The sequence below is a fragment of the Sphingobacterium sp. UBA7631 genome (assembly GCF_002483935.1).
GTDB classification, from domain to species: Bacteria; Bacteroidota; Bacteroidia; order Sphingobacteriales; family Sphingobacteriaceae; genus Sphingobacterium; species Sphingobacterium multivorum.
This window is the reverse complement of the sequence record NZ_DLIX01000011.1, coordinates 229,278-252,464: the sequence shown is the minus strand read 5'-3', so window position 1 is coordinate 252,464 and position 23,187 is coordinate 229,278. Positions and strand designations below refer to the sequence as shown.

Annotated in this window: 15 protein-coding genes; 10 read left to right on the top strand and 5 right to left on the bottom strand. The window is 41.3% G+C overall.

The window, feature by feature from the left end; translation table 11 throughout:
* Window positions 1-13 precede the first annotated feature (13 nt).
* Both B3P16_RS23415 and prfB read right to left on the bottom strand, forming a co-directional pair.
* Complete coding sequence (locus tag B3P16_RS23415) at window positions 14-1,459, bottom strand: glycosyltransferase (protein WP_201303443.1); 1,446 nt, start codon at window positions 1,457-1,459, stop codon at window positions 14-16.
* A gap of 455 nt (window positions 1,460-1,914) precedes the next feature.
* A protein-coding gene (prfB, locus tag B3P16_RS23410) for a peptide chain release factor 2 (RefSeq protein WP_112375267.1) occupies window positions 1,915-2,998 on the bottom strand; the annotation gives its coding sequence in 2 pieces (ribosomal slippage) (window positions 1,915-2,937 and window positions 2,939-2,998; 1,083 coding nt in all).
* 217 nt (window positions 2,999-3,215) lie between these two features.
* Here prfB and pgi point away from each other — a divergent pair.
* Complete coding sequence (gene pgi, locus B3P16_RS23405) at window positions 3,216-4,886, top strand: glucose-6-phosphate isomerase (RefSeq protein WP_286754257.1); 1,671 nt, start codon at window positions 3,216-3,218, stop codon at window positions 4,884-4,886.
* Window positions 4,887-4,969: 83 nt separating this feature from the next.
* Here pgi and B3P16_RS23400 read toward each other — a convergent pair whose 3' ends face one another.
* A complete protein-coding gene (locus tag B3P16_RS23400; protein WP_286844751.1) occupies window positions 4,970-6,886 on the bottom strand; it encodes a heavy metal translocating P-type ATPase in 1,917 nt (638 codons plus the stop codon).
* A gap of 213 nt (window positions 6,887-7,099) precedes the next feature.
* Complete coding sequence (locus B3P16_RS23395) at window positions 7,100-7,441, bottom strand: phage holin family protein (RefSeq protein ID WP_286844749.1); 342 nt, start codon at window positions 7,439-7,441, stop codon at window positions 7,100-7,102.
* Window positions 7,442-7,837: 396 nt separating this feature from the next.
* On the opposite strand from B3P16_RS23395, the gene B3P16_RS23390 reads away from it, so the two are divergent.
* The 4 genes from B3P16_RS23390 (at window position 7,838) to typA (ending at window position 13,221) form a co-directional block, all read left to right on the top strand.
* Complete coding sequence (locus B3P16_RS23390) at window positions 7,838-8,263, top strand: DUF2147 domain-containing protein (protein ID WP_070565860.1); 426 nt, start codon at window positions 7,838-7,840, stop codon at window positions 8,261-8,263.
* Between the two features lie 154 nt (window positions 8,264-8,417).
* On the top strand, window positions 8,418-9,665 hold the full coding sequence (locus B3P16_RS23385; protein WP_088159803.1) for an ABC transporter permease: 1,248 nt from the start codon (window positions 8,418-8,420) through the stop codon (window positions 9,663-9,665).
* Between the two features lie 481 nt (window positions 9,666-10,146).
* A complete protein-coding gene (kbl, locus tag B3P16_RS23380; protein WP_120335698.1) occupies window positions 10,147-11,337 on the top strand; it encodes a glycine C-acetyltransferase in 1,191 nt (396 codons plus the stop codon).
* Between the two features lie 78 nt (window positions 11,338-11,415).
* Window positions 11,416-13,221 (top strand): translational GTPase TypA, encoded by a 1,806-nt coding sequence (gene typA, locus B3P16_RS23375; protein ID WP_112375271.1) that lies wholly within the window; start codon window positions 11,416-11,418, stop codon window positions 13,219-13,221.
* Between the two features lie 99 nt (window positions 13,222-13,320).
* Here typA and B3P16_RS23370 read toward each other — a convergent pair whose 3' ends face one another.
* Window positions 13,321-13,827, bottom strand: coding sequence for an ecotin (locus B3P16_RS23370; RefSeq protein WP_286754146.1), 507 nt, complete (start codon window positions 13,825-13,827; stop codon window positions 13,321-13,323).
* A gap of 408 nt (window positions 13,828-14,235) precedes the next feature.
* On the opposite strand from B3P16_RS23370, the gene uvrA reads away from it, so the two are divergent.
* The 5 genes from uvrA to B3P16_RS23345 all read left to right on the top strand — a co-directional run bounded on the left by uvrA (window position 14,236) and on the right by B3P16_RS23345 (window position 23,153).
* The gene (gene uvrA, locus B3P16_RS23365; protein ID WP_286844746.1) at window positions 14,236-17,037 is read left to right on the top strand and encodes an excinuclease ABC subunit UvrA; all 2,802 of its coding nucleotides are present in this window, start codon (window positions 14,236-14,238) and stop codon (window positions 17,035-17,037) included.
* A 140-nt stretch (window positions 17,038-17,177) separates the two neighbouring features.
* Window positions 17,178-18,821 (top strand): alkaline phosphatase PafA, encoded by a 1,644-nt coding sequence (gene pafA / locus B3P16_RS23360; protein WP_157625832.1) that lies wholly within the window; start codon window positions 17,178-17,180, stop codon window positions 18,819-18,821.
* A gap of 89 nt (window positions 18,822-18,910) precedes the next feature.
* Entirely contained in the window at window positions 18,911-19,351 is a 441-nt protein-coding gene (locus tag B3P16_RS23355) for an RrF2 family transcriptional regulator (protein WP_046673766.1), read from the top strand.
* Window positions 19,352-19,569: 218 nt separating this feature from the next.
* Window positions 19,570-22,362, top strand: coding sequence for an outer membrane beta-barrel protein (locus B3P16_RS23350; RefSeq protein WP_286844743.1), 2,793 nt, complete (start codon window positions 19,570-19,572; stop codon window positions 22,360-22,362).
* The gene (locus tag B3P16_RS23345; protein ID WP_286844742.1) at window positions 22,359-23,153 is read left to right on the top strand and encodes a GLPGLI family protein; all 795 of its coding nucleotides are present in this window, start codon (window positions 22,359-22,361) and stop codon (window positions 23,151-23,153) included. Before B3P16_RS23350 ends, B3P16_RS23345 begins: the two co-directional genes overlap by 4 nt.
* The last annotated feature ends 34 nt before the right edge of the window (window positions 23,154-23,187 follow it).

Here is a 23,187-nt window from a genome sequence, read left to right as displayed (position 1 = left end):
CTTTGCGTTAATTTTAACCCCTTGTCAACCAACCTCTGCGTCCAGCGGTCGCTATAGCATACGGTGTAATCCAGAATAAGCTGAAAGCATAAAATATACTGTAACTATAAGCCCAGAAAGCTTCTTTGGCATCCGAGTTTTTGGAAGCAAAGAAATAGGCCTGGACGCTGGAAAATATTAAGATGCCGACCAATGTTGAGCTTAAGAACATCAGTGGATAATGAAATACGGTCCATAACATCAGTAACATCATCGGATAAGACAATAACACTTTTTTCCATTGCATAAGCAATAAGATACGTGCTCCCCATTTAGGTCCCTGACGGAAATTCTTAAAGGCAAATTGACTCATCGCAATGTTTTCACGCACGTTGCTTCGTTCCCAACGGATAAACATCTTGTACAGATTTTTGTAACGTACAGGTGTGTCGGTATAAACGTATGCGTTGGATTGAAATAAAACATGATACCCCTGTTTCAGGATCATATTGGTCATCGCGCGATCTTCACCGATATCAGACGGTTGTCCCATAAAAGTCTGGTTAATCCAATCTTCCAAACAGTTCATGACAGCCTCTTTACGATAGCCAGATAATGCTCCTGGTGTACACATTACCGTACCCAACATACTTTGTGCAGAACGTACAAACTCAAAGCTGAATACGAAGCTCACATTTAACATACGCGGTATAATCGCTTTTTTAGTATTCAATACACGCACATTACCCGCAACTGCCCCACATTCCTTGTTTGTTACAAATGGACTCGCCATATTACGTATGGTATCCTTTTTAACAATAGAGTCACTATCAACCGTGATGAAAATCTCTCCCGTACCTAACTTAAATCCACGGTACAAGGCATGTCTCTTACCCATATTCTTGGGCTGCTGATAAATTTCAACACGATCGCCCAATTCCATTTTGGCACGTTGTATCCAAGCAAAGGTATTATCTTTACTACCGTCGTCGATTGCAATAATCTGCAATTTCTTCTCCGGATAATCGCTGCTAGCCAAACTATGTAAGGTATCATAAACTAATTGTCCTTCGTTATAAGCTGGAACGATAATCGTACAAGTCGGTAGCTCATCGTCCGATACAGAAGCGATGGGTTTATATTTACGATGCAGTACAATCAAAAAAATCAAAAAGCTGATAGCAACAACAGCTAGAAATATTCCCAACGCAATTAAAAATGTTCCGCCGATGCTGTCTAAACGTTGGAAACGTAATGCATCAAAATCTGGTTGAAGCATGTATACGCCAAAAACTGACGCAAATAGTATAAAAAAAGTTGCTCCAAAAATACCGTATTCTTTTGGACCAAAGTTGCTTTCCTCGTTTTTGCTCACTGTATGATCAGATCGCTTTTCTCCTGCATTTACATCATATACCGCAGGCTTCCATTGTTTGGCCATCTGCTTGGATACGATCGAGTTGTCTTTCATGTAATTCATAACCGTTCTATTTTAGATATACATTCTTTCGTTCAGTGTTTAAAGAGATACCGCTGTCGGTATCTTTTGTAATGAAAATATTACGATTCCATAAACGCAAAAGACATGCCTTTATTTCGTGCCAAAAATAAGCAATCCCTTCTAATTGTAACGTTCTTGATACAAATAATAAGTAATTAATCTGTTGATTTGTAGTGTTTTGTGATTTTATTGTAACAGAATTATGCCAAAATATAACGACGATCGATTCAATAGACTTTTAAGGTTTTTTAACATTTGCATGCAGATTGTTAAAAGAAATTGACAGTTTTTGTGACAAACTGTGTAGGAAAGGGGGCAATGTGCAGGTTGAAGAAATTCAGCTTAAGCCAAATAAAAAAAGCAAAGGATAGTACAAAAAAAAAGACGCCTCCAAAGGGGGACGTCTTCAATATCATCAAGTTTCGGAATAGTCTTTATCCACCAAATTCCATTAGATAATTTTTTAGAAAATCATTTAGATCACCGTCCAGGACAGCTTGTGTATTGGAGGTTTCGTAATTGGTCCGTAAATCTTTAATTAACTTGTAAGGATGGAGGACATAATTTCGAATTTGGGATCCCCATTCGATTTTCTTTTTGTTTCCTTCAATAGCAGCGGTAGCTTCCTGGCGTTTACGCATTTCAATCTCATATAACTGTGATTTCAATAAGCGCATCGCATTTTCTTTGTTTTGTAATTGCGATCTGGATTCCTGATTTTTAATAATAATGCCAGTAGGTTTGTGGTGTAATCGAACAGCTGTTTCCACTTTATTGACATTCTGACCTCCTGCACCACCCGAGCGGAAAGTATCCCATTCGATTTCTGAATCCTTAACATCAATCTCAATATTATCATCAATCAAAGGGTAGACATAAACAGAAGCAAACGAGGTATGGCGTTTTGCATTGGAATCAAATGGAGAAATCCGAACGAGCCTGTGTACACCATTTTCGCCCTTCAGGTAGCCATAAGCAAAATCTCCGGATATCTGTAACGTTACACTCTTGATACCTGCAACATCACCTTCCTGCGAATCTTGTTCGGTCACCCTATACCCATTTTTCTCGCCCCACATAATATACATCCGCATCAGCATGGCAGCCCAGTCACAGCTTTCAGTTCCTCCGGCACCAGCTGTAATCTGTAAGATTGCATCCAGTTGATCTTCTTCGGCACTGAGCATGTTTTTGAACTCGAGCTCCTCGACTTTCTCTAAAGCTACTCTATATTGATCGTCCACTTCTTTTTCACTCGCGTCGCCAGATTGGAAGAACTCATACATGACATAGGCGTCTTCAACCGCCGCTGCAACTTCGTCGAAGTGGTCTGTCCATACCTTTTGGTTTTTTATGGCCAAGAGTATTTTTTCTGCAGCTTTGGAATCATCCCAAAAGCTTGCTTCAAGCGTAATAGCTTGATCTCTTTCTATTTCTTCTTTGCGTGCATCGATGTCAAAGATGCCTCCTCAGGGAAGTAACACGATCCCTCAAGTCTTGAATTTGTTCTTTTGTCATATCCGCTAAAGTAGAAATTTTAATTAATAAATTCGCGCTTCTATCTTAATAACTTCGCGTCCTATAGATGGTCAAATAGAGATAATTTGACCTTTTTTTTTTAGTTTTGGTATTGTCAACAGAATAAACCTTCATTTAAGGATCTACACGATGTGTAACAATGAAATACGGAAGGCTCTTATTGATGTTTAAAACAACTAATTTCAGTAAAAACAGTATGTTCCCAAAAATTAATTTTACAAAGACTGAGGCCTATAAGAATCTAGCACAGCATTTTGGTTCTTTATCAGGTCTATCTAACAATAGCGAAAAAAATGATCTACGCACACTTTTCGCCGCAGATCCCGCACGTTTTGAGAAGTTCTCGATCGCTTTCGAAGATATACTTTTGGATTACTCCAAAAATCGGATCACTGCAGAGACAAAAGCGCTCTTGGTACAGCTGGCTAAAGAATGTGGTCTTGAAGAAGCGATAGCGGCTATGTTCTCTGGCGAGCGGATCAACGTGACCGAGAATAGACCGGTGTTACATACTGCTTTGAGAAACCAATCCGATCAACCCGTGTATGTGGATGGAAAGGACGTCATGCCTGATGTTAAACGGGTGTTGGCACACATGAGAACTTTCACCGAAGAGATTCTATCTGGTCAGTGGAAAGGATATACAGGAAAAGAAATTACCGATGTGGTTAATATCGGTATCGGAGGTTCAGATCTCGGCCCTGTAATGGTAACAGAAGCATTAAAGGCTTATAAGACACGTTTAAATGTCCATTTTGTTTCCAATGTAGACGGTACGCACATTGCTGAAACATTGAAAGCTGTGGATCCTGAAACAACGTTGTTTTTGATTGCATCAAAAACTTTCACAACACAGGAAACGATGGCCAATGCCCATACCGCTAAAGATTGGTTTCTGGCCAGTGGTGCCCTTCAGGAAGATGTCGCTAAGCATTTTGCTGCATTGAGCACCAATACAGAAGCAGTACGTGCCTTTGGAATAGATACCCAGAATATGTTTGAGTTTTGGGACTGGGTGGGCGGACGTTATTCCCTGTGGTCTGCAATAGGTCTTTCAATCAGTTTGGCAATAGGCTTCGATAATTTCGAGGAACTGTTGAAAGGTGCCTATGAAGCGGATGTTCATTTTAAGGAAACCTCCTTTGAATCCAATATTCCCGTGATATTGGCTTTGCTTGGTGTATGGTACAATAATTTTTTCCAAGCGGAAAGTCACGCAATTCTTCCTTACGATCAATACCTACACCGTTTTGCCGCTTATTTCCAACAAGGGGATATGGAAAGTAACGGTAAGTATATTGATCGCAATGGTCAACAGGTGGATTATCAGACTGGACCGATTATCTGGGGTGAACCTGGTACGAACGGGCAGCACGCCTTCTATCAGTTGATTCACCAGGGCACCAAGTTGATTCCTTGTGATTTCATTGCACCTGCCAATAGTCTTAATCCGATCGGAAACCACCACCAATTGCTGTTGTCTAACTTTTTTGCGCAGACTGAGGCTTTGATGAATGGCAAAACGGAAGCCGAAGTGGTTGCTGAATTTAAGAAAGCCGGAAAGTCGGACCAGGAAATTGAAGCACTGAAAGCCTATAAAGTTTTTGAAGGTAATCGCCCAACGAATTCCATCCTGTTCAAAAAAATGACGCCACGCACTTTAGGACGACTTATCGCATTGTATGAGCATAAGATTTTTGTCCAGGGTGTGATCTGGAATATTTATAGTTTTGATCAATGGGGTGTCGAACTAGGAAAACAATTGGCCAATCAAATCCTCCCGGAATTAAGCGACGCCAATCCGGTTACAAGTCATGACTCTTCGACAAATGGATTGATCAATGCGTACAAAGCTTGGCGGGATTAAAATTGCTCTTTGTGATCTAAATTAGATCCGGGATAAAACATAAGAAACGGGGCTGTTCAACTTTTGGACAGCCCCGCTTTTATTTAGACTTTTTTCTGCTGGATTCGAATGGCATTTAAAATAGCCAAAAGTGCTACCCCAACATCGGCGATAACTGCTTCCCAGAGCGTTGCAACACCACCGGCACCAAGAATCAAGACAATGATTTTGATCCCCATTGCGAGAATGACGTTCTGCCAAACAATGCTTCGGGTAATTTTACCGATTTTGATCGCAGACAGGATCTTGTGGGGTTCATCGTTCTGGATCACCACATCAGCCGTTTCGATGGTTGCATCGGCTCCGAGTCCACCCATGGCAATGCCGACCTGCGCCAAAGCTACTACCGGTGCGTCATTTACGCCATCACCTGCAAAGGCAACACGGCGACCTTGATCGATCAGTTGTTGTACATGATTTACCTTATCTTCCGGAAGGAGGTCCCCATAAGCTTTGTCTAGCCCAAGTTCTTTGGCAACTTCATTTACTACCGCTGTTTTATCCCCAGATAGCATGACGGTATATAGACCTTGAGCACGCATGGTTTGGATCACTTCCTTGGCATCGGGCTTAATCCGATCCGCCACAGTGATATAACCCGCATATTGATCTTCGATGGCAAGCAATACAATGGAGTAGGCCACTTGCCTTAGCTCTGCAGGATAGCTGATATTGAATTTGTCCAGTAACTTGCTGTTGCCTGCGAGTGTACGTTTTCCATTAACAGTGGCGAGGAGTCCGTGGCCTGCTATTTCCTGGGTTTTCTCAGCTTGCAATGCGGGACTGCCGGGATGATAACTGGCGATCGCCTTTGCGATGGGATGTGTTGAATGTGCCTCGACAGCCTTAGCGTAACTCAGTAATTCCGTTGGATCTCCATGGACAGCAAAAACTTCCGTTACTTCAAATACACCCGCTGTAAGTGTACCCGTTTTATCCATGACAATGGTATCGACTGCGGTGATGGCATCGAGGAAGTTCCCGCCCTTAAATAGTATGCCATTTCGGGAGGCTAAACCTATACCACCAAAATACCCCAAGGGAATCGAAACAACCAGGGCACAGGGACAGCTGATCACCAAGAAGACCAAACTCCGGTAGAACCATTCTTTAAAACTATAGTCCTGAACAAAAAACAGGGGTAAAATAAGAACCAAAAGCGCGAGGCCGAAAATAATAGGAACATATATTTTGGCAAATCTGGCAATAAACAATTGTGTTTTGGACTTCCGTGCGGTAGCATCCTGTACCATTTCGAGAATTTTGCTCAATTTGCTATCCTCAAATGTATTGGTTACCTCGATCTCAACAACCGTTTCCAGATTAATCATACCTGCAAAAACAGCTTCGCTCCTATATTTGGTATCGGGTTTACTCTCTCCAGTCAATGCTGCGGTATTAAATGCGGCTTTCTCCGTTTTCAATTTACCATCCAGCGCCACTTTTTCTCCTGCTTTTACAAGGATAATTTCGCCAATTGTGACGGTTTTTGGATTTACCTGCTGCTGTTGCCCGTTGCGCAGGACCGTTACTTTATCGGGACGGATATCCAATAGCGATTTGATTGATTTCTTGGCGTTATCGACGGCAGTATCCTGAAACCATTCTCCGATTTGGTAGAATACCATTACCGCAACACCCTCTTCAAATTCTCCAATGGCGAAAGCACCCAAGGTTGCAACGGTCATTAAAAAAAATTCATTAAAAATATCACCACGGCTTGCCTTGCGAAATGCCATTTGAATAACGGGGATTCCCGCGAGAAGGTAGGCAACGCTATTTAAGGTCAAGCTGATGCCAAAGGGAAGGCTGATCTTAAACGCATATTTCAATAGGAGTAAAGTAAGTAAGATGACGAGAGCCATGACGAGCTTACGCTGGGTAATCCACCAAGGCTGTTCCTTTGCTGTAAGACAGTGCTCCGGTGTGGCATGGCTATGCTCGTGGTTGTGTTCGCACATATATCAGAAGTTCTTTATGAGAATTAAATTTAGCGAATTCTGCTGTAAAAAGCGAGGGAAATGGGGATAAACTCATCCATAAAGGCGACTATTTTAAAGGAATCGGACCGGTAAAAAATATATTTCAACTGGCAGATGATATCAGTGGAGGAATGTGAAAAAGGGCTATCCAATTTTTTGGATAGCCCCTTATGCTATGTAATGAATGTATTCTTAATCTTTTGACATACTGCCAATAATCATTTCCAATACGGCAACGACAATGGCAAACAGCGCTGCGGTCCAAAATCCATGTACATCAAATTTGGAACCAAGTAGTGAATCGGTCAACAAGACCATTAATACGGTAATAATAAAGGAAACTAGACCAAGGGTAAGCCAATTCAATGGGAAAGTAAATAACCTTAAAATCGATCCCACAGTCGCGTTGACAAATCCAATGACAAGTCCCGTAACGATAGCCCAACCGAAACCAGCAACTTCAGCACCAGGAACAACCCAGCAAGCAATTGCGACTACCAGACCAGTAAGTAAAAGACTAATAATAAATTTCATAATATGTGCTAATTTATAAAGAGTAAATAAAGTAATAATATAATACTTATCGTACAAACCCGATGCCAAACTTTGTTTAGATCATCGCTTTTAAATCTTTGAGGTAGATGGATGGATGGATGGATGGACTGTTAACTGGTATTAGTAAGCGGGAGCTGTTTGAAAAATAGCAATACTGGAATAAAAAATATATGCAAGCATAGTAAATATTTTGTATATTTATTCAGAAGCTATGCATGCTATAGCCGTATGGTCATCAACGATTATGCGTGTTATGTATGACGATTGCCGATGGTGGAAAAGAATTGAACGACGTACTTACGTCGTTTAAACAAGCGATCGGATCGCCAATAGCGGGGAAAATTGAAAGAATTAAGTTCATAAAATAATAGACCCATGAAGAAAATTATGATGTCATTCATAATGCTGCTTACTACAGTGGCATTATTTGCGCAGACCGATCCCATCATCGGAAAGTGGGAAAACCCAAGCGGCGAAGGTCGTGTTGAAATTTACAAGAAAGGCGATAAGTTTTTTGGAAAACTCTATTGGCTGAAATTTCCAAATAATGAAGCCGGTCAGCCCAAGAAAGATATAAAAAACCCAGATAAAGCATTGCAGGGCAGAAATGTGCAAGGACTCGAAATCTTGACCAATTTTGATAAAGATGGCAATACCTATGTTGACGGCAAGATCTACGATCCGAAATCGGGCAAAACGTATAGCTGCAAGATGACCTTAAAAGGAGATAAGCTTGATATCAGGGGCTATGTTGGTGTGAGCTTGCTTGGACGCACCGAGACATGGAAAAGAATTAATTAAGACAGAAAATGGCCACAAAATCAACATAATCCGCTTGCATGGATAGGTCAGATTCCATCCAAAAGGCAATTTATTTCTTGGAAGTAAATTGCCTTTTTGGTTTTGTGCTGGAATTACAGTATTTTCATCCCTACAAATTATAAATAGCAGCTCTATGGCCGTAAAAATGTCTTATGTTGAAAATGTCAAGCTTGCACTACAGTCCATTGTAGGGAATAAGCTGCGGACATTTTTAACAGCACTGATCATTGCCATAGGGATGATGGCATTAATAGGAGTATTGACCTCGATCGATGCCATGAAAAACTCGCTAACAGATTCCTTTTCATCCATGGGGTCAAATTCCTTCAACATACGCAACCGGGGATTAAATGTCCGGATCGGTAATGAAGGGACTCGCTCAAAAGTCTTTGCTAATATTACCTATGCACAATCTGCAAGATTCAGACAGGATTTTCACTTTAATGCGCTGACATCGATCAGTGCTAATGTAAGCTGGAATACGACCGCAAAATATCAATCCAAAAAAACAAACCCCAATATCGGCCTGATCGGGACAGATGAAAATTATCTGCAGACATCAGGGTATGTTGTTAGCGAAGGCCGTAATTTTTCTACGCGGGAGGTTGAAACAGGTAGTGGCGTGATTATCATCGGTAGTGAAGTGAGTAAAATGCTATTCAACGAAATTATTGATCCAATAGGGCAGTTTATTACGGTTAACAATATCCGCTATTTGGTGATAGGAGTCTTAAAAAGTAAAGGTTCTTCTGCCGGGATGGGCGGGGATAGGGCCTGCTTTATTCCACTGATCAAGGCCCGGGCAGTGATGCAGGGTACCGAGCCCTCCTATGTGATAACTGTCTCTTCCAATGATCCCATGCGATTGGAAGCCGCAATCGGCGAAGCTACCATCGTCTTTAGAAATATCCGCGGATTGGCATCACGGCAGTCCAATGATTTCGAAATCACCAAATCAGATGCGGTTGCCCAGATGCTGATGCAAAATATGGCTATGGTTACTTTGGGAGCCGTGGTGATTGCTTTTATAACCCTTGTGGGAGCTTCAATCGGATTGATGAACATTATGCTAGTCTCGGTTACTGAACGTACCCGTGAGATAGGCATACGCAAGGCGATCGGTGCAACACCGAGTGTTATACGGAAACAATTTTTGATGGAAGCCATCGTGATCTGTATGATCGGAGGTGTGGCCGGAATCTTTATTGGTATCCTGATCGGTAATATCCTGGCGCTACAGCTCGGCACATCCTTTATTATACCTTGGGGAGCGATAATTTTAGGTTTTGCGGTATGTGGACTCGTTGGTATGCTATCGGGCTATTACCCCGCCTCAAAAGCGTCTAAACTGGATCCCGTCGACGCGCTTCGTTACGAGTAATTCACATTGGCCCCCCTATCGCTCTATTTTTACGAAATTTTTATAGATAAGACTTTTTTTATGCGATAGCCTAAATCGGCTAGCTTTCACTTCTATCTGCTTGCAAAATTGCGGCATTTTTCATCTAAAATGCGAGCGACCAAAGTCGATATAAGATTATACTAACTTCGGATTGCAAGTACAATGAGTCCACGTTGAGTCTACATTGAGTCCACCTTTTATAAGTGGAGTTACTATAGAGACAAGGTACATTCACCCTGCTTGCAGCCCGAAGATGTCTCGCGGTTGTCTCCCTGTTGGTCGCTATCAAAGCAAGAGGAAAAGTAGGGCGATTGAAAAAAGGAATTTTATGCAATCGGTTTAATGTTACCAAATCATTGATTTGGGGTGAATTCTCCGTGAATAGCCCTTTTCTCGAAAGGTAAAGCAACTTATTCCAATGAAAAAACTGTAATATTGTATAAAAAAATAAAATCGAATTATGTACAATACATTACAACCAGTTTTAGAAAAGGAATTGGAAGCAATCAAAGAAGCGGGATTGTATAAACAAGAGCGTGTAATCGTTACGCCTCAAGGAGCAGACATCAAAGTGAGTACAGGACAGGAAGTTGTCAATTTTTGTGCGAACAATTATTTGGGTCTGTCTTCGCACCCCAAAGTAATCGAAGCAGCTAAGAAAGCGATTGATACACATGGTTATGGAATGTCATCCGTACGTTTCATCTGTGGAACCCAAGATGTGCATAAAGAATTAGAAGCAAAAATTTCTACGTTCCTCGGAACAGAAGATACTATTTTATATGCGGCAGCATTCGACGCGAATGGTGGTGTGTTTGAACCCTTATTTGGTGCTGAAGATGCCATCATTTCTGACGAATTGAATCACGCCTCTATCATTGACGGTGTTCGTTTGTGTAAAGCACAACGTTTCCGTTATAAAAATGCAGATATGGCTGATTTGGAAGCACAATTGCAGGCTGCATCTGGTGCTAGACATAAAATCATTGTTACAGATGGCGCATTTTCGATGGATGGATCTGTAGCTCCATTGGATCAGATCTGTGATCTAGCAGACAAATACCAGGCGCTAGTGATGATCGATGAGTCGCACTGTACTGGATTTATCGGTGCAACGGGACGTGGTACACACGAGCTTTTCAATGTTATCGATCGTGTAGACATTATTACGGGCACTTTGGGCAAAGCCTTAGGCGGTGCTTCTGGTGGTTTCACTTCCGGTAAAAAAGAAATCATCGATTTGTTACGTCAGCGTTCACGTCCATACCTATTTTCTAATACCCTGGCACCAGCAATTGCAGGAGCTTCTGTAGCGGTTTTAGATATGCTGAGTGAGACAACTGCATTGCGCGATAAATTGGAGTCAAATACAACTTATTTCCGTGAAAAAATGACGGCTGCTGGATTTGATATCAAACCAGGTTTCCACCCAATCGTGCCTGTAATGCTTTATGACGCAAAATTAGCGCAAGAATTCGCATCCAAGATGTTGGACGAGGGAATTTATGTGATTGGTTTCTACTATCCTGTTGTACCTCAGGGAAAAGCCCGTATCCGTGTGCAGATTTCGGCAGGACACGAAGTTGCTCACCTGGATAAAGCAATCGCCGCCTTTACCAAAGTAGGTAAAGAATTAGGTGTAATTAAATAAAATACACATAGTTATAAATTTTATGGTGCAAAATGTTTATCTTTGCACCCTAAAATTTTATAAAAATATTCTTGCTCAATGCAAAACATTAGAAACATTGCGATCATCGCTCACGTCGACCACGGTAAAACTACGCTTGTAGACAAAATTTTATATTTTACCAATCAATTCAGAGAAAATGAAAATGCTGGTGAATTAATCCTAGACAATAATGATTTAGAGCGTGAGCGCGGGATCACTATTGTATCTAAGAACGTATCAGTAACATATAAAGGTGTTAAAATCAACATCATCGATACCCCAGGTCACGCCGATTTCGGTGGTGAAGTAGAGCGTGTATTGAAGATGGCTGATGGAGTAGTGCTATTGGTCGATGCTTTCGAAGGACCAATGCCTCAAACACGTTTCGTTACAGGTAAAGCTTTGGGATTAGGTATCAAACCTATCGTCGTTGTCAATAAAGTCGATAAAGAAAACTGTCGTCCTGAAGAAGTATACGAACATGTTTTTGACCTATTCTTCAACTTAGGTGCTACTGAAGAGCAATTGGACTTCCCAGTATTGTACGGTTCTTCAAAACAAGGATGGATGTCTACAGATTGGAAAAATCGTACTGAAGACTTCACGGACTTGTTGGAAGCCATCATCAAATATATCCCTGCACCAGAAGTATCTGAAGGTACTTTGCAAATGCAGGTAACATCATTGGATTATTCGACGTTCGTAGGACGTATCGCTATCGGTCGTGTTGCGCGTGGTACGATCAAGGAAAACCAACCGGTTTCTTTGGTGAAACGCGATGGAAAAGTTGTGAAATCACGTGTAAAAGAACTACAGGTATTTGAAGGCCTTGGCCGCATCAAAGTGCCTGAAGTAAGTGCCGGTGATATTTGTGCCGTAGTTGGTATCGAAGGTTTCGATATCGGTGATACCATTGCAGATTTTGAAAATCCAGAGCAATTGGAAGTTATCAGCATTGATGAACCAACAATGAACATGTTGTTTACCATCAATAACTCTCCTTTCTTCGGTAAAGAGGGTAAATTGGTAACATCACGTAACATCTACGATCGTTTACAAAAAGAGTTGGAGAAAAACTTAGCACTACGTGTCGTTCCTACAGAGTCTCCAGATGCTTGGTTGGTATACGGACGTGGTATCCTTCACTTGTCGGTATTGATCGAAACAATGCGTCGTGAAGGTTATGAATTGCAAGTAGGCCAGCCACAAGTTATCATCAAAGAAATTGATGGTCAAAAATGTGAGCCAATCGAAGAACTTGTTGTTGACGTTCCTTCTGATGTGTCAGGAAAAGTAATTGAGTTGGTGACCCAACGTAAAGGTGAGTTGTTGATTATGGAAGCTAGAGGAGATATGCAACATCTTGAGTTCTCTATCCCTTCTCGCGGTATCATCGGTTTACGTAACAACGTGTTGACAGCAACAGCTGGTGAAGCTGTTATGGCACACCGTTTGAAAGGTTACGAGCCTTGGAAAGGTACAATTCCTGGTCGTTTGGCTGGTGTATTGATCTCTTTGGATACAGGTTCAACAACAGCATACTCCATCGATAAGTTACAAGACCGTGGTCGTTTCTTCGTAGATCCAGGTGTGGATGTATATGAAGGACAAATCCTAGGTGAACACATCCGTGACAATGATTTAACGATCAACGTTACCAAAGGAAAACAGTTGACAAATATGCGTGCTTCTGGTTCTGACGACAACGTACGTATTGCACCAGCAATCAAATTCTCCTTGGAAGAATGTATGGAGTATATTCAAGCTGACGAGTATATTGAGGTGACACCGCAATCAATGCGTCTGCGTAAAATCTATTTGACTGAAAACGAGCGTAAAGTAAACGCGAAGAAATTTCAATAGTCCATAGCGAAAAGCGATAACAGAAAAGCCCCCGAACATTGTTCGAGGGCTTTTTTATTGCATTGTGATTTGTTTTAGTCAGTATATCGCTGTAGCGGTTTACTTTTTTGTTCTTACCTCTGCTGCACGGTACGTGTCACCGTCCGTTGTGTAGATTTTGAACTGCACATCATAAGCTTCCGGTACATAAATCACAATCGGCATTCTGCCATTGTAACGTACAGTCTCCGGTTGTGCCGAAACAAAAAGGTTTCTTTTTTCTTTGTCTGGACAAGCCATCATGGTGCTGGCAACATTGCCATTTGTTTTGAATACATAATAGTCATAACCCCAGCCTTGAAGATCCTTTTTCTCCAACGTGCCCGATAGGTTAAAGGAGTTACATCCATCTACTTCCATCCATTTACCTACCGAAAATTCTATTTTTTTGTTTTTATCACTTTCCGAATAGGGAACTTCAATCACCATTTTTTTATACCCTTTTTCGGGGCTCGGAAAAATGCTTAAGTCTATTTTGTCGATAACCATTTGCGCTTTACTGATAGTTGTTGAGGATACTAATGCAATTACTAATAGCATCATTACTTGAAATACATTTTTTTTCATATCACTGTTATTTGATTTTTAAAGACATATTTGCTATTCATCTGTTTTGTGTTTTTCAATCAATAATATCAAATATGCCTTAATTAATTTGTTGTTTAAACGCTGTGTCTATAAAAAATGCTACATTTTATAGAAGATTAACACCTATAGGACTATATTGTTTTCGAAAGGATTAATTGTAAATCGAAAAATAATTGTCTGGGAAACTAAATGAAATATCATATTTTCCTTTATAACAGATTTTAATATTAGTGATTCGCCAGGATGAATCCTTTTGTTGAATTTTAGCCAAGTTTAGAACAGCAGCTCTTTTTTTGAAATTCAGGTGATAGAAAACCGAATAGCTTTTTAATTCGCAGGAATATAATCAGCCAAGAATACGTAACTTTGTGTGAGATAAGGATTATTATGAGTAAACAGGTGGAGCACACTCCAAAAGAATATATTCAGATAAAGGGTGCAAGAGTTAATAACTTAAAGAATATTGACGTTGATATCCCAAAAAATAAATTAGTTGTTATCACTGGAATGTCGGGCTCAGGAAAATCATCCTTAGCTTTTGATACGCTCTACGCCGAAGGACAACGACGTTATGTCGAGAGTCTTTCTTCGTACGCAAGACAGTTTATGGGACGGATGAATAAACCGGAGGTGGATTACATCAAAGGTATTGCTCCTGCGATTGCCATAGAACAACGCGTCATTACGTCCAACCCTCGTTCGACGGTGGGGACATCCACTGAGATCTATGATTATCTGAAATTGTTGTATGCCCGGATCGGCAAGACAATTTCTCCTGTATCAGGCCGCGAGGTGACCAAAGACAGTGTGAGTTCAGTGGTGGATTTTGCGTTGAATTTAGAAGAGGGGACAACGGTGACACTTCTTGCTCCGCTTATACCTTCCCATGGGCGAAAACTTAAGGAAGAACTGTCGCTCCTGTTACAGAAAGGTTTTGTGCGTGTCTTCTATGGTGATAGTATGCAGAAAATCGAAACTATTATCGATGATAAGTCCATCGCCAACAAAGACCTCCAGGATGGTGAAGTACTTATTGTCGTCGACCGGGTTCGCATTGAACAGGACGATGATACTGTCAATCGACTTTCTGACTCGGTCCAAACAGGTTTTTTCGAGGGTAAAGGCGAGCTCTATATGGAGGAAAATGGTCAGCGACATCATTTCTCCCATAAATTTGAACTTGATGGCATAACCTTTGAAGAACCTACACCAAATTTCTTCAGTTTCAATAATCCTTATGGTGCCTGTCGCCGATGTGAAGGTTACGGGAAGATCATTGGTATTGATCCCGATCTTGTTATTCCAGACAAGAGCCGATCGGTTTACGATGGCGCGATTGCACCCTGGCGAGGAGAGAAAATGGGCGAGTGGCTACAGAGACTTGTCAAAAGTTCACTGAAATTTGATTTCCCGATACATCGTGCATACATGGACCTGACTGCGGCGCAGAAAGAGCTACTGTGGACGGGAAATCAATATTTTGAAGGCCTTACCCAGTTCTTCGAAGAACTTGAAGCCCAAACCTATAAAATTCAATACCGTGTGATGTTATCGCGCTACCGAGGGAAAACAGATTGCCCGGATTGCCGCGGTACCCGATTGCGAAAAGATGCTACCTATGTGAAAGTTGGGGGCAAGTCTATCACCGATATCGTATTGATGCCACTTGAAGAAGCCTTGGAGTTTTTTAAAACTTTACCGCTGGTCGGTAATGAGTTGGTCATTGCCAAAAGACTTCTTGCTGAAATTAATAACAGGTTGCAATTTTTGTGCGATGTTGGATTAAGTTATCTGACGCTGAACCGGCTGTCGAATACCCTTTCAGGCGGTGAGTCGCAGCGGATCAACCTGGCTACTTCATTAGGGAGTTCGCTCGTAGGTTCTATCTATGTGTTGGACGAACCCAGTATCGGGCTCCATCCACGTGATACACAGCGCCTGATTTCTGTGCTGAAATCCCTCCGCGATGTTGGCAATACGGTTGTAGTGGTCGAGCATGAGCAGGAAATGATGGAAGCTGCCGATTACCTGATCGATATCGGACCGGAAGCGGGAATCAATGGCGGCGAGATGGTCTTTGCGGGTACATATCAGCAGATTCTGAAAGACCCAAAAAGTCTTACGGGTCAATACCTCAGCGGCAAAAGCCAGATTGAGGTACCCCAAAAACGCCGTCCATGGTCCAATAGTGTGACCATTAAAGGGGCACATGAGAATAACCTCAAAGGGATTGATGTACAATTCCCATTGAATACCTTTACGGTGGTAACGGGTGTTTCGGGATCAGGTAAGACTTCGTTGGTCAAACGTATCCTTTGCCCAGCACTGCAGAAGTCGATCGGCAATTACTCCGGTGAGCAGACCGGCGTCTATGATGCGATTGAGGGGGATATTACCCAGGTTGAACAGGTTGAAATGGTCGATCAAAATCCAATCGGTCGTTCTTCGCGATCCAACCCTGTGACTTACGTGAAAGCCTGGGATGAAATCAGGGCCTTGTATGCCAATCAGGGGCCAGCCAAAGCTGCTGGATTGAAACCTGCTGCATTTTCATTTAATGTTGAAGGTGGACGTTGTGATGTTTGTCAGGGCGAAGGTGAAGTTAAAATTGAAATGCAATTTATGGCCGATATCGTTTTACCATGTGAGGCCTGCGGAGGGAAACGATTTAAACAATTTGTGCTTGATGTACATTACAAGAACAAGTCTGTCGCAGATGTTCTCGAGCTGAGTGTTGATGAAGCGATTGTATTCTTTGAAGACCAGCCTAAAATATTGGCTAAATTGCAGCCTTTACAGGACGTTGGATTAGGCTACGTTAAGCTCGGGCAATCGTCAAGTACATTGTCTGGCGGTGAAGCACAGCGGATTAAACTGGCCTCTTTCCTCATTAAGGGTAATAACAGCAAGAAGACACTTTTTATCTTTGATGAGCCAACAACAGGCTTACACTTTCAGGATATTAAAAAGTTATTGAAATCATTTGATGCACTGATTGCCCTAGGCAACAGTATATTGGTGATCGAGCACAATATGGATATGATCAAATCGGCAGATTGGGTGATCGATATTGGTCCTGAGGGTGGAAATAAAGGCGGAAAGCTAGTCTTTGCGGGTCTTCCGGAAGAACTTATCCATTGTAAAGATTCTTATACAGGTCAATTTTTAAAAGCACATTTAAAAGATTAAACCCTACTTTAGCGAAGTGAAGTAATCGATATCAGGAGACCTGGGCTGCCAATATGTTACGATTTATTGTTCCTTTTTTAAGGCCTGATGGAATACTTTACACTAAATAAAAAACTAATATTTTAATACTTAATACAATTATGATTAAAAGATTTTTTTTAAGTGTCGTCCTTGGAATAGCAGCGCTTTCGTCCATGGCGCAGCAACCGGAAAGACCAAAATTGGTTGTCGGCCTGATGGTGGACCAAATGCGTTGGGATTATTTATATCGTTTTGCGGATCGATATGGAAATGATGGTTTCAAACGACTTTTGAAAGAAGGATTTTCCTGTGAAAATACATTGATTAACTATATTCCGACATACACAGCCATTGGGCACAGTTCGGTATATACAGGCTCAGTTCCCTCCATACATGGTATTGCAGGTAATGACTGGATCGAAGAACAGACGGGTAAGAATATGTACTGTACGCAGGACGATAATGTCATCGGTGTAGGGACTACCGCCAAGGAAGGGCAGCAGTCTCCACGTAATTTGCTTGCGTCGACCGTAACGGATCAATTGAAACTCGCTTCTAACTTTAAATCCAAAGTGATCGGTATCGCGATTAAAGACCGTGGTGGTATTCTGCCGGCTGGGCATTTTGCCGATGCAGCGTATTGGTTCGAAGCTAAATCAGGTGATTGGATCACCTCTAATTTCTACATGGATAAACTGCCAAAATGGGTGGTAGACTTCAACAAGAAAAAATTGGCTGAAAAATACCTGAAAGGCGACTGGAAACCCATGTATGATATTAGTACCTATGCTGCCAACAGTATTGCAGATGATAATATCTACGAAGGTAAATACCCTGGCGAAGAAAAACCGACTTTGCCGCGCGCAACTTCTAAGCTGATGAAAGACGAAGGCTATGAGCTGATCAAAACCACACCAATGGGAAATCAGTTTACCTTGGATCTGGCAATGGAAGCAATCAAAAATGAACAGATGGGAAATAACCCGACTAAAAATACCGACTTCCTTTGTGTGAGCCTTTCAGCAACAGACTACGTCGGACACCGTTATTCATTGACAGCGGTGGAGATTGAAGATATCTATCTGCAGCTTGATAAACAACTTGCCGATTTCTTCAACTACCTGGATAAGACCGTGGGTAAGGGAAACTATACCTTCTTCCTGACTGCAGATCATGGAGCTTCTTATAACTCTCGGTTCTTTATGGATATGAAAGGAAATGGCGGTTATTTCTATTCACGTCAGATTATCACAGGACTTAACAAAACCCTTAAAGAGAAATTTGGGCAAGAGAAGCTTGTGAAAAGCATGATGAACTATCAGGTACATTTAAACAATCAATTGATTGATTCGTTGAATTTGGATCGCGATAAAATAAAAGAGACTATCATTCGTGAGCTTCGCCATACAGAAGGTGTCGCATATGTGGCTGATATGGAAAAAGGCGAAAGTCTGATGATTCCGGCGCCTATTCGCGAAAAAATGATCAATGGTTACAACTTTAAACGTAGTGGTGCAATTCAGATTGTTTGTGAACCACAATGGTATGACGGTACGCCGCGCTCGACCGGTACAACACATGGTACCTGGTCTGGCTATGATTCCCATATTCCGCTGGTATTTATGGGCTGGGGAATTAAACCAGGTGTATCTAATACAGAGGTGCATATTGTGGATATTGCACCGACAATCTCTTCGCTATTGCATATTACTGAGCCCAATGGTAGCATCGGCAAACCGATCACAGCGGTATTGGGTCAATAAGGAGACTGTTGGTACCTGCTAAATCTGGCAGGTTTTATTCTATTGAATAAAAAACGTAAATTTGCAATTCAACAGGGGGTAAACAAACTATGCTTTCCAAAAAAACAAAATATGCAATAAAAGCACTGATGGTGCTTGGTCGTAATTACGGTAATGAGCCTATGCAAATCGTGAAGATTGCGCAGGAGGAGAATATTCCAAAAAAATTCTTGGAACAAATTCTGCTTGAAATGCGAAATGCCGGAATTCTCTATAGCAAAAAAGGAGCTGGTGGCGGTTACAGCCTCAATAAGGCTCCTGAAGATGTTTTCTTATCCCAGGTGATGCGCCTGATCGATGGACCCATAGCCTTGCTACCCTGCGTGAGCTTAAACTTCTACCGCTCGTGCGAAGAGTGTACACAGGAGCATGCCTGTGGCATACGCGATACGTTTGTAGAGGTGAGAAATGCCATGTTGCAGATTTTAAACGATACAAGTATTGCCCATTTAATCAATAAGGAAAAAGAATTGAACCTGAATGTAGATTAAAGGAAATAAAATATATTTTTCTATTTATACTGGAGGCGTAACAAATAAGTTACGCCTCTTTTTGTGTGCGGTAAAATAATTGGTATAGAGTGTATTATCGTGTTTTATTTGAAGGAGTCAAGTCTATTTTATTAATTGCATAATTATTTAACATTATTTTACGAATTTTCCGTAGCAACATTTATATATTTACCCCGACAATATATAAACGAAAATTTATGAAACTAACCTATTCCCTAGTTTTGTTTCTTTTATTTTCTGTCCTGGGTTCCAAGTCCTATGCACAACATAAACTTGTGGGATCGGTGGCAGATATCAAAGATCTCGCAAAACTACATCAAGCTTCAATCGCGCTGCTCAGTCCCAAAGATTCGATTTTGGTTAAATTTGGCCGGACGAAGGAAAATGGAACATTCCAAATTGCTAATCTAGACACAGGTACCTATAAAATGGTGGTTTCCTATCCACAGTATGCTGACTTGGTAAAGGATATCCATGTGGCTGCCCAAGACTTAGATATCGGTATTGTAAAGCTATCCAAGGCAGCTCTACTGCTGGAAGAGGTTCAGGTAAATGGTAAAATTCCGGTGGTGATCAAAGGCGATACGATAGAATATGATGCAGGTAGTTTTAAAGTAGAGAAGGATGCTAAAGTGGAAGACCTGCTAAAGGTATTACCGGGTATTACAATGGATGGATCAGGCAAGATCATCGCGCAGGGGAAGGAAGTGAAAAAGGTGTTGCTTGATGGTGAAGAGTTTTTTGGCGATGACCCAACGCTAATCACTAAGAATATTCGGTCAGATATGGTCAGCAAAGTACAGGTCTATGAAAAGAAATCGGATCTTGCCGTACGTACCGGCGTGGATGACGGAGAACGTACACAGACAATTGATATCAAGCTCAAAGAAGATAAGAAAAAGGGAATGTTCGGTCAGGCTGTTGCGGGAGCTGGTACCGATAAATATTATGGCGGAAAAGTCATGCTCAATAAGTTTAAGGGCTCGCAGAAAATTGCTGCTTATGGTATTCTGGCCAATGATGGAATGGTCGGATTGGGGTTTGAAGATAGCCAAAAATATGGTGTGGGCGGAAGTAGCAATGTGCAGATGATGGAGGGCGGAGGCATTATGATTTCTTCTGGTGGTGATGGTTCTGATGGGGGATGGGACGGTAAATACTATGGTGGTGGCGTACCTAAGGCTGTCAACATGGGAGCAAGCTATTCGGATAAGTCCAAAGATGATAAGCATAAGATCAATGTCAACTTCAAGCGGAATCAGATCAATGTCAACAATACAAGTACATACAACGCACAGAATAACCTTCCTGAGCGTGCGCAGGTGGATAACAATGTGACCACATCTGAAACAGAAACACAGGCAAATATTGCAAATCTACGGTATGACTATAAGCTTGATTCGCTTGCTGACCTTACTGTCACCATGGGCTTTACCAAATCTAGCCGTGACAATTTATCCAATTCCGAAGCAGATCAACGTAAATTGGATGGCACATTGATTACACGGACTTCGTCCAGGACAGATTTAAATAGCGATCAGGATCGATTTAATATAAATGCGATGCTTACACGTCGTTTCAAAAAGGACCGCCGCTCCATTACTTTCAATGTCAATGCGAATGCAGATCAAAATCGCAACAAAACACAGTATTTTTCGGAAAACTTCTTCCAAAGTTCCGGAGATACAACCTTGATCGATCAATATAAAAATGATAAGCTGGCGAACAATACCTACGGAGCTTCAGTAACCTATTCGGAGCCGCTTTCTAAAAGGCTGACCGCTGCAATAGGTTATGCATTCAATCAAAATAAATCGGAAACACTCAATCAGTCATTTGATAAAGATCCGGCTACAGGAAAATATACGGTATTGGACCAAAACCTGCTCAACGATTTTGATTTTAACAGTTTAAAAAATGGTGTCAACGCCTCCTTAAATTACAAGTCGAATACATTAACAGTAAATTTGAGCAATCGAGTTGATTTTGAGCAGGTCAAGAGAACCTATAACAACCTGAATACAATACTGCAGCGGAACCAGACATCTGTTGCTCCAAATCTTTCCATCAACTACAAAATCTCGAAAAGCAAAAATGTAAGCTTCCGCTACAGCGGCCGCACGAGCCAACCTTCGTTGACACAAATAGAGCCGTTGAAACAAAATTCCCAGCCACTCGTCGAGTATTTGGATAATCCAGATCTGAAAGCTGGCTTTGATAACTCCTATTCAGTTAATTTCAATAACTACAAGCAGTTAAAGGATCAGAGTATCTATTTTTATGTGAGTGCAGATCAAGGAAAGAAAAGTATCAACAATAGCGTGCGCTATGATCTAGATAAAGGTACGCAGCAAATTTCCTACGTCAATATTGATAAAGACAATTGGCGTATGTATGGTGGTGGAGGATACAGTTTTGTATTGAAGAAAAAATGGGGATTAAAAATGAATCTTGGCATGAATGCGCAGTATAACAGCCAGTTTAGCTATTTATCCTCCTTCAATGAAGAGCCAAAGCTCAATAGAAATCAAACATGGAGTGTAGCACCAAGTATTGGTTTTAGCCGATATAAAGCAAACAAAATGGATTTTTACATCTCCATGAGCCCTGGTGCGGAGCAGATGAATTCCTATCTGCAGCCTGAGTTGAATCGGACGACTTTTAAATTCAGGACGTTCTCGGAGATTACCTATTATTTACCAAAAGACTTTAAAATTTCCCTGTCGACAAACCAGAATTATCAGGCCGCTACAAAAACGCTTGAATCAATTAATATCATTAATATGAATGGTTATGTTTCCAAGAAATTATTGAAAGATAAGTCCTTGGAGGTACAGGTATTTGTCAATGATATTTTGAACAAAAATAATGGAGTGTATCGTTATCAGAATGGAACTTCATTTATCCAGACCAGCAACGACGTATTGCGCCGGTATGGAATGCTAAAAGTAATCTACAATTTTACAACAATGAAAGGAGATGCCAAATGAGTAAGTATATCAAGTTGATGGTTTGGGTATTATTGCTGTGTGCGGGTACAGCCCACGCACAACATGCTTATTTTCCGAGCAGCGGAACGGTCACCTATGAACGGAAGTTCCATGTGCAGAATTTCTTAAAGCGTAATTATCTCAGCAAGCCCGATTTAGATACCTGGGATAAGCTGATGGTCGACAATGCCGTGAAAAATGGGCCTGCCGAGGTAGTGACCCACCATATTTTGAAGTTTTACGATAATGAAACCCTGTTTGAAACCGTGCAGGAGGATTATCCTGCGAATTATCGTAATGTGACTTACTATAATTCTATTCTTCCCGATTCAAAAACCTATATTAATTTCCAGAATCAGGAGTTTTTAAAGTTGCTCCCTTTTGGAGATGAGCAGTTGTTGCTCAAAGATTCTTTGCCTGCGGTTAAATGGAAATATACGGATGAATACCGAAATATTGCGGGATATGATTGTCGGAGAGCCAATGGAATTATTCAAGATTCGGTCTATGTAGTAGCTTTTTTTGCGGGACAAATACCAATCTCTGGTGGGCCTGAGCTTATCCATGGGCTCCCAGGTCTGGTAATGGGGATATCTATCCCGAGCATGAATGTCAATATGTTTGCCACAAAGGTGGAGATTACCAATACAGCATTTTCCAATGTGCTGACCAAAAAGAAAAAGGTGGTTGCGGAATCCAGAGCGGATATCATAAAGAAGCTGAAAGATACCGTCTATGACTATATGGATGAGAAGGCCTTTAAAAAACGACTGCAGAGTATACTCTTTTAGGGGATAATCTTATACCGTTCTTGTCCCGTCGAGA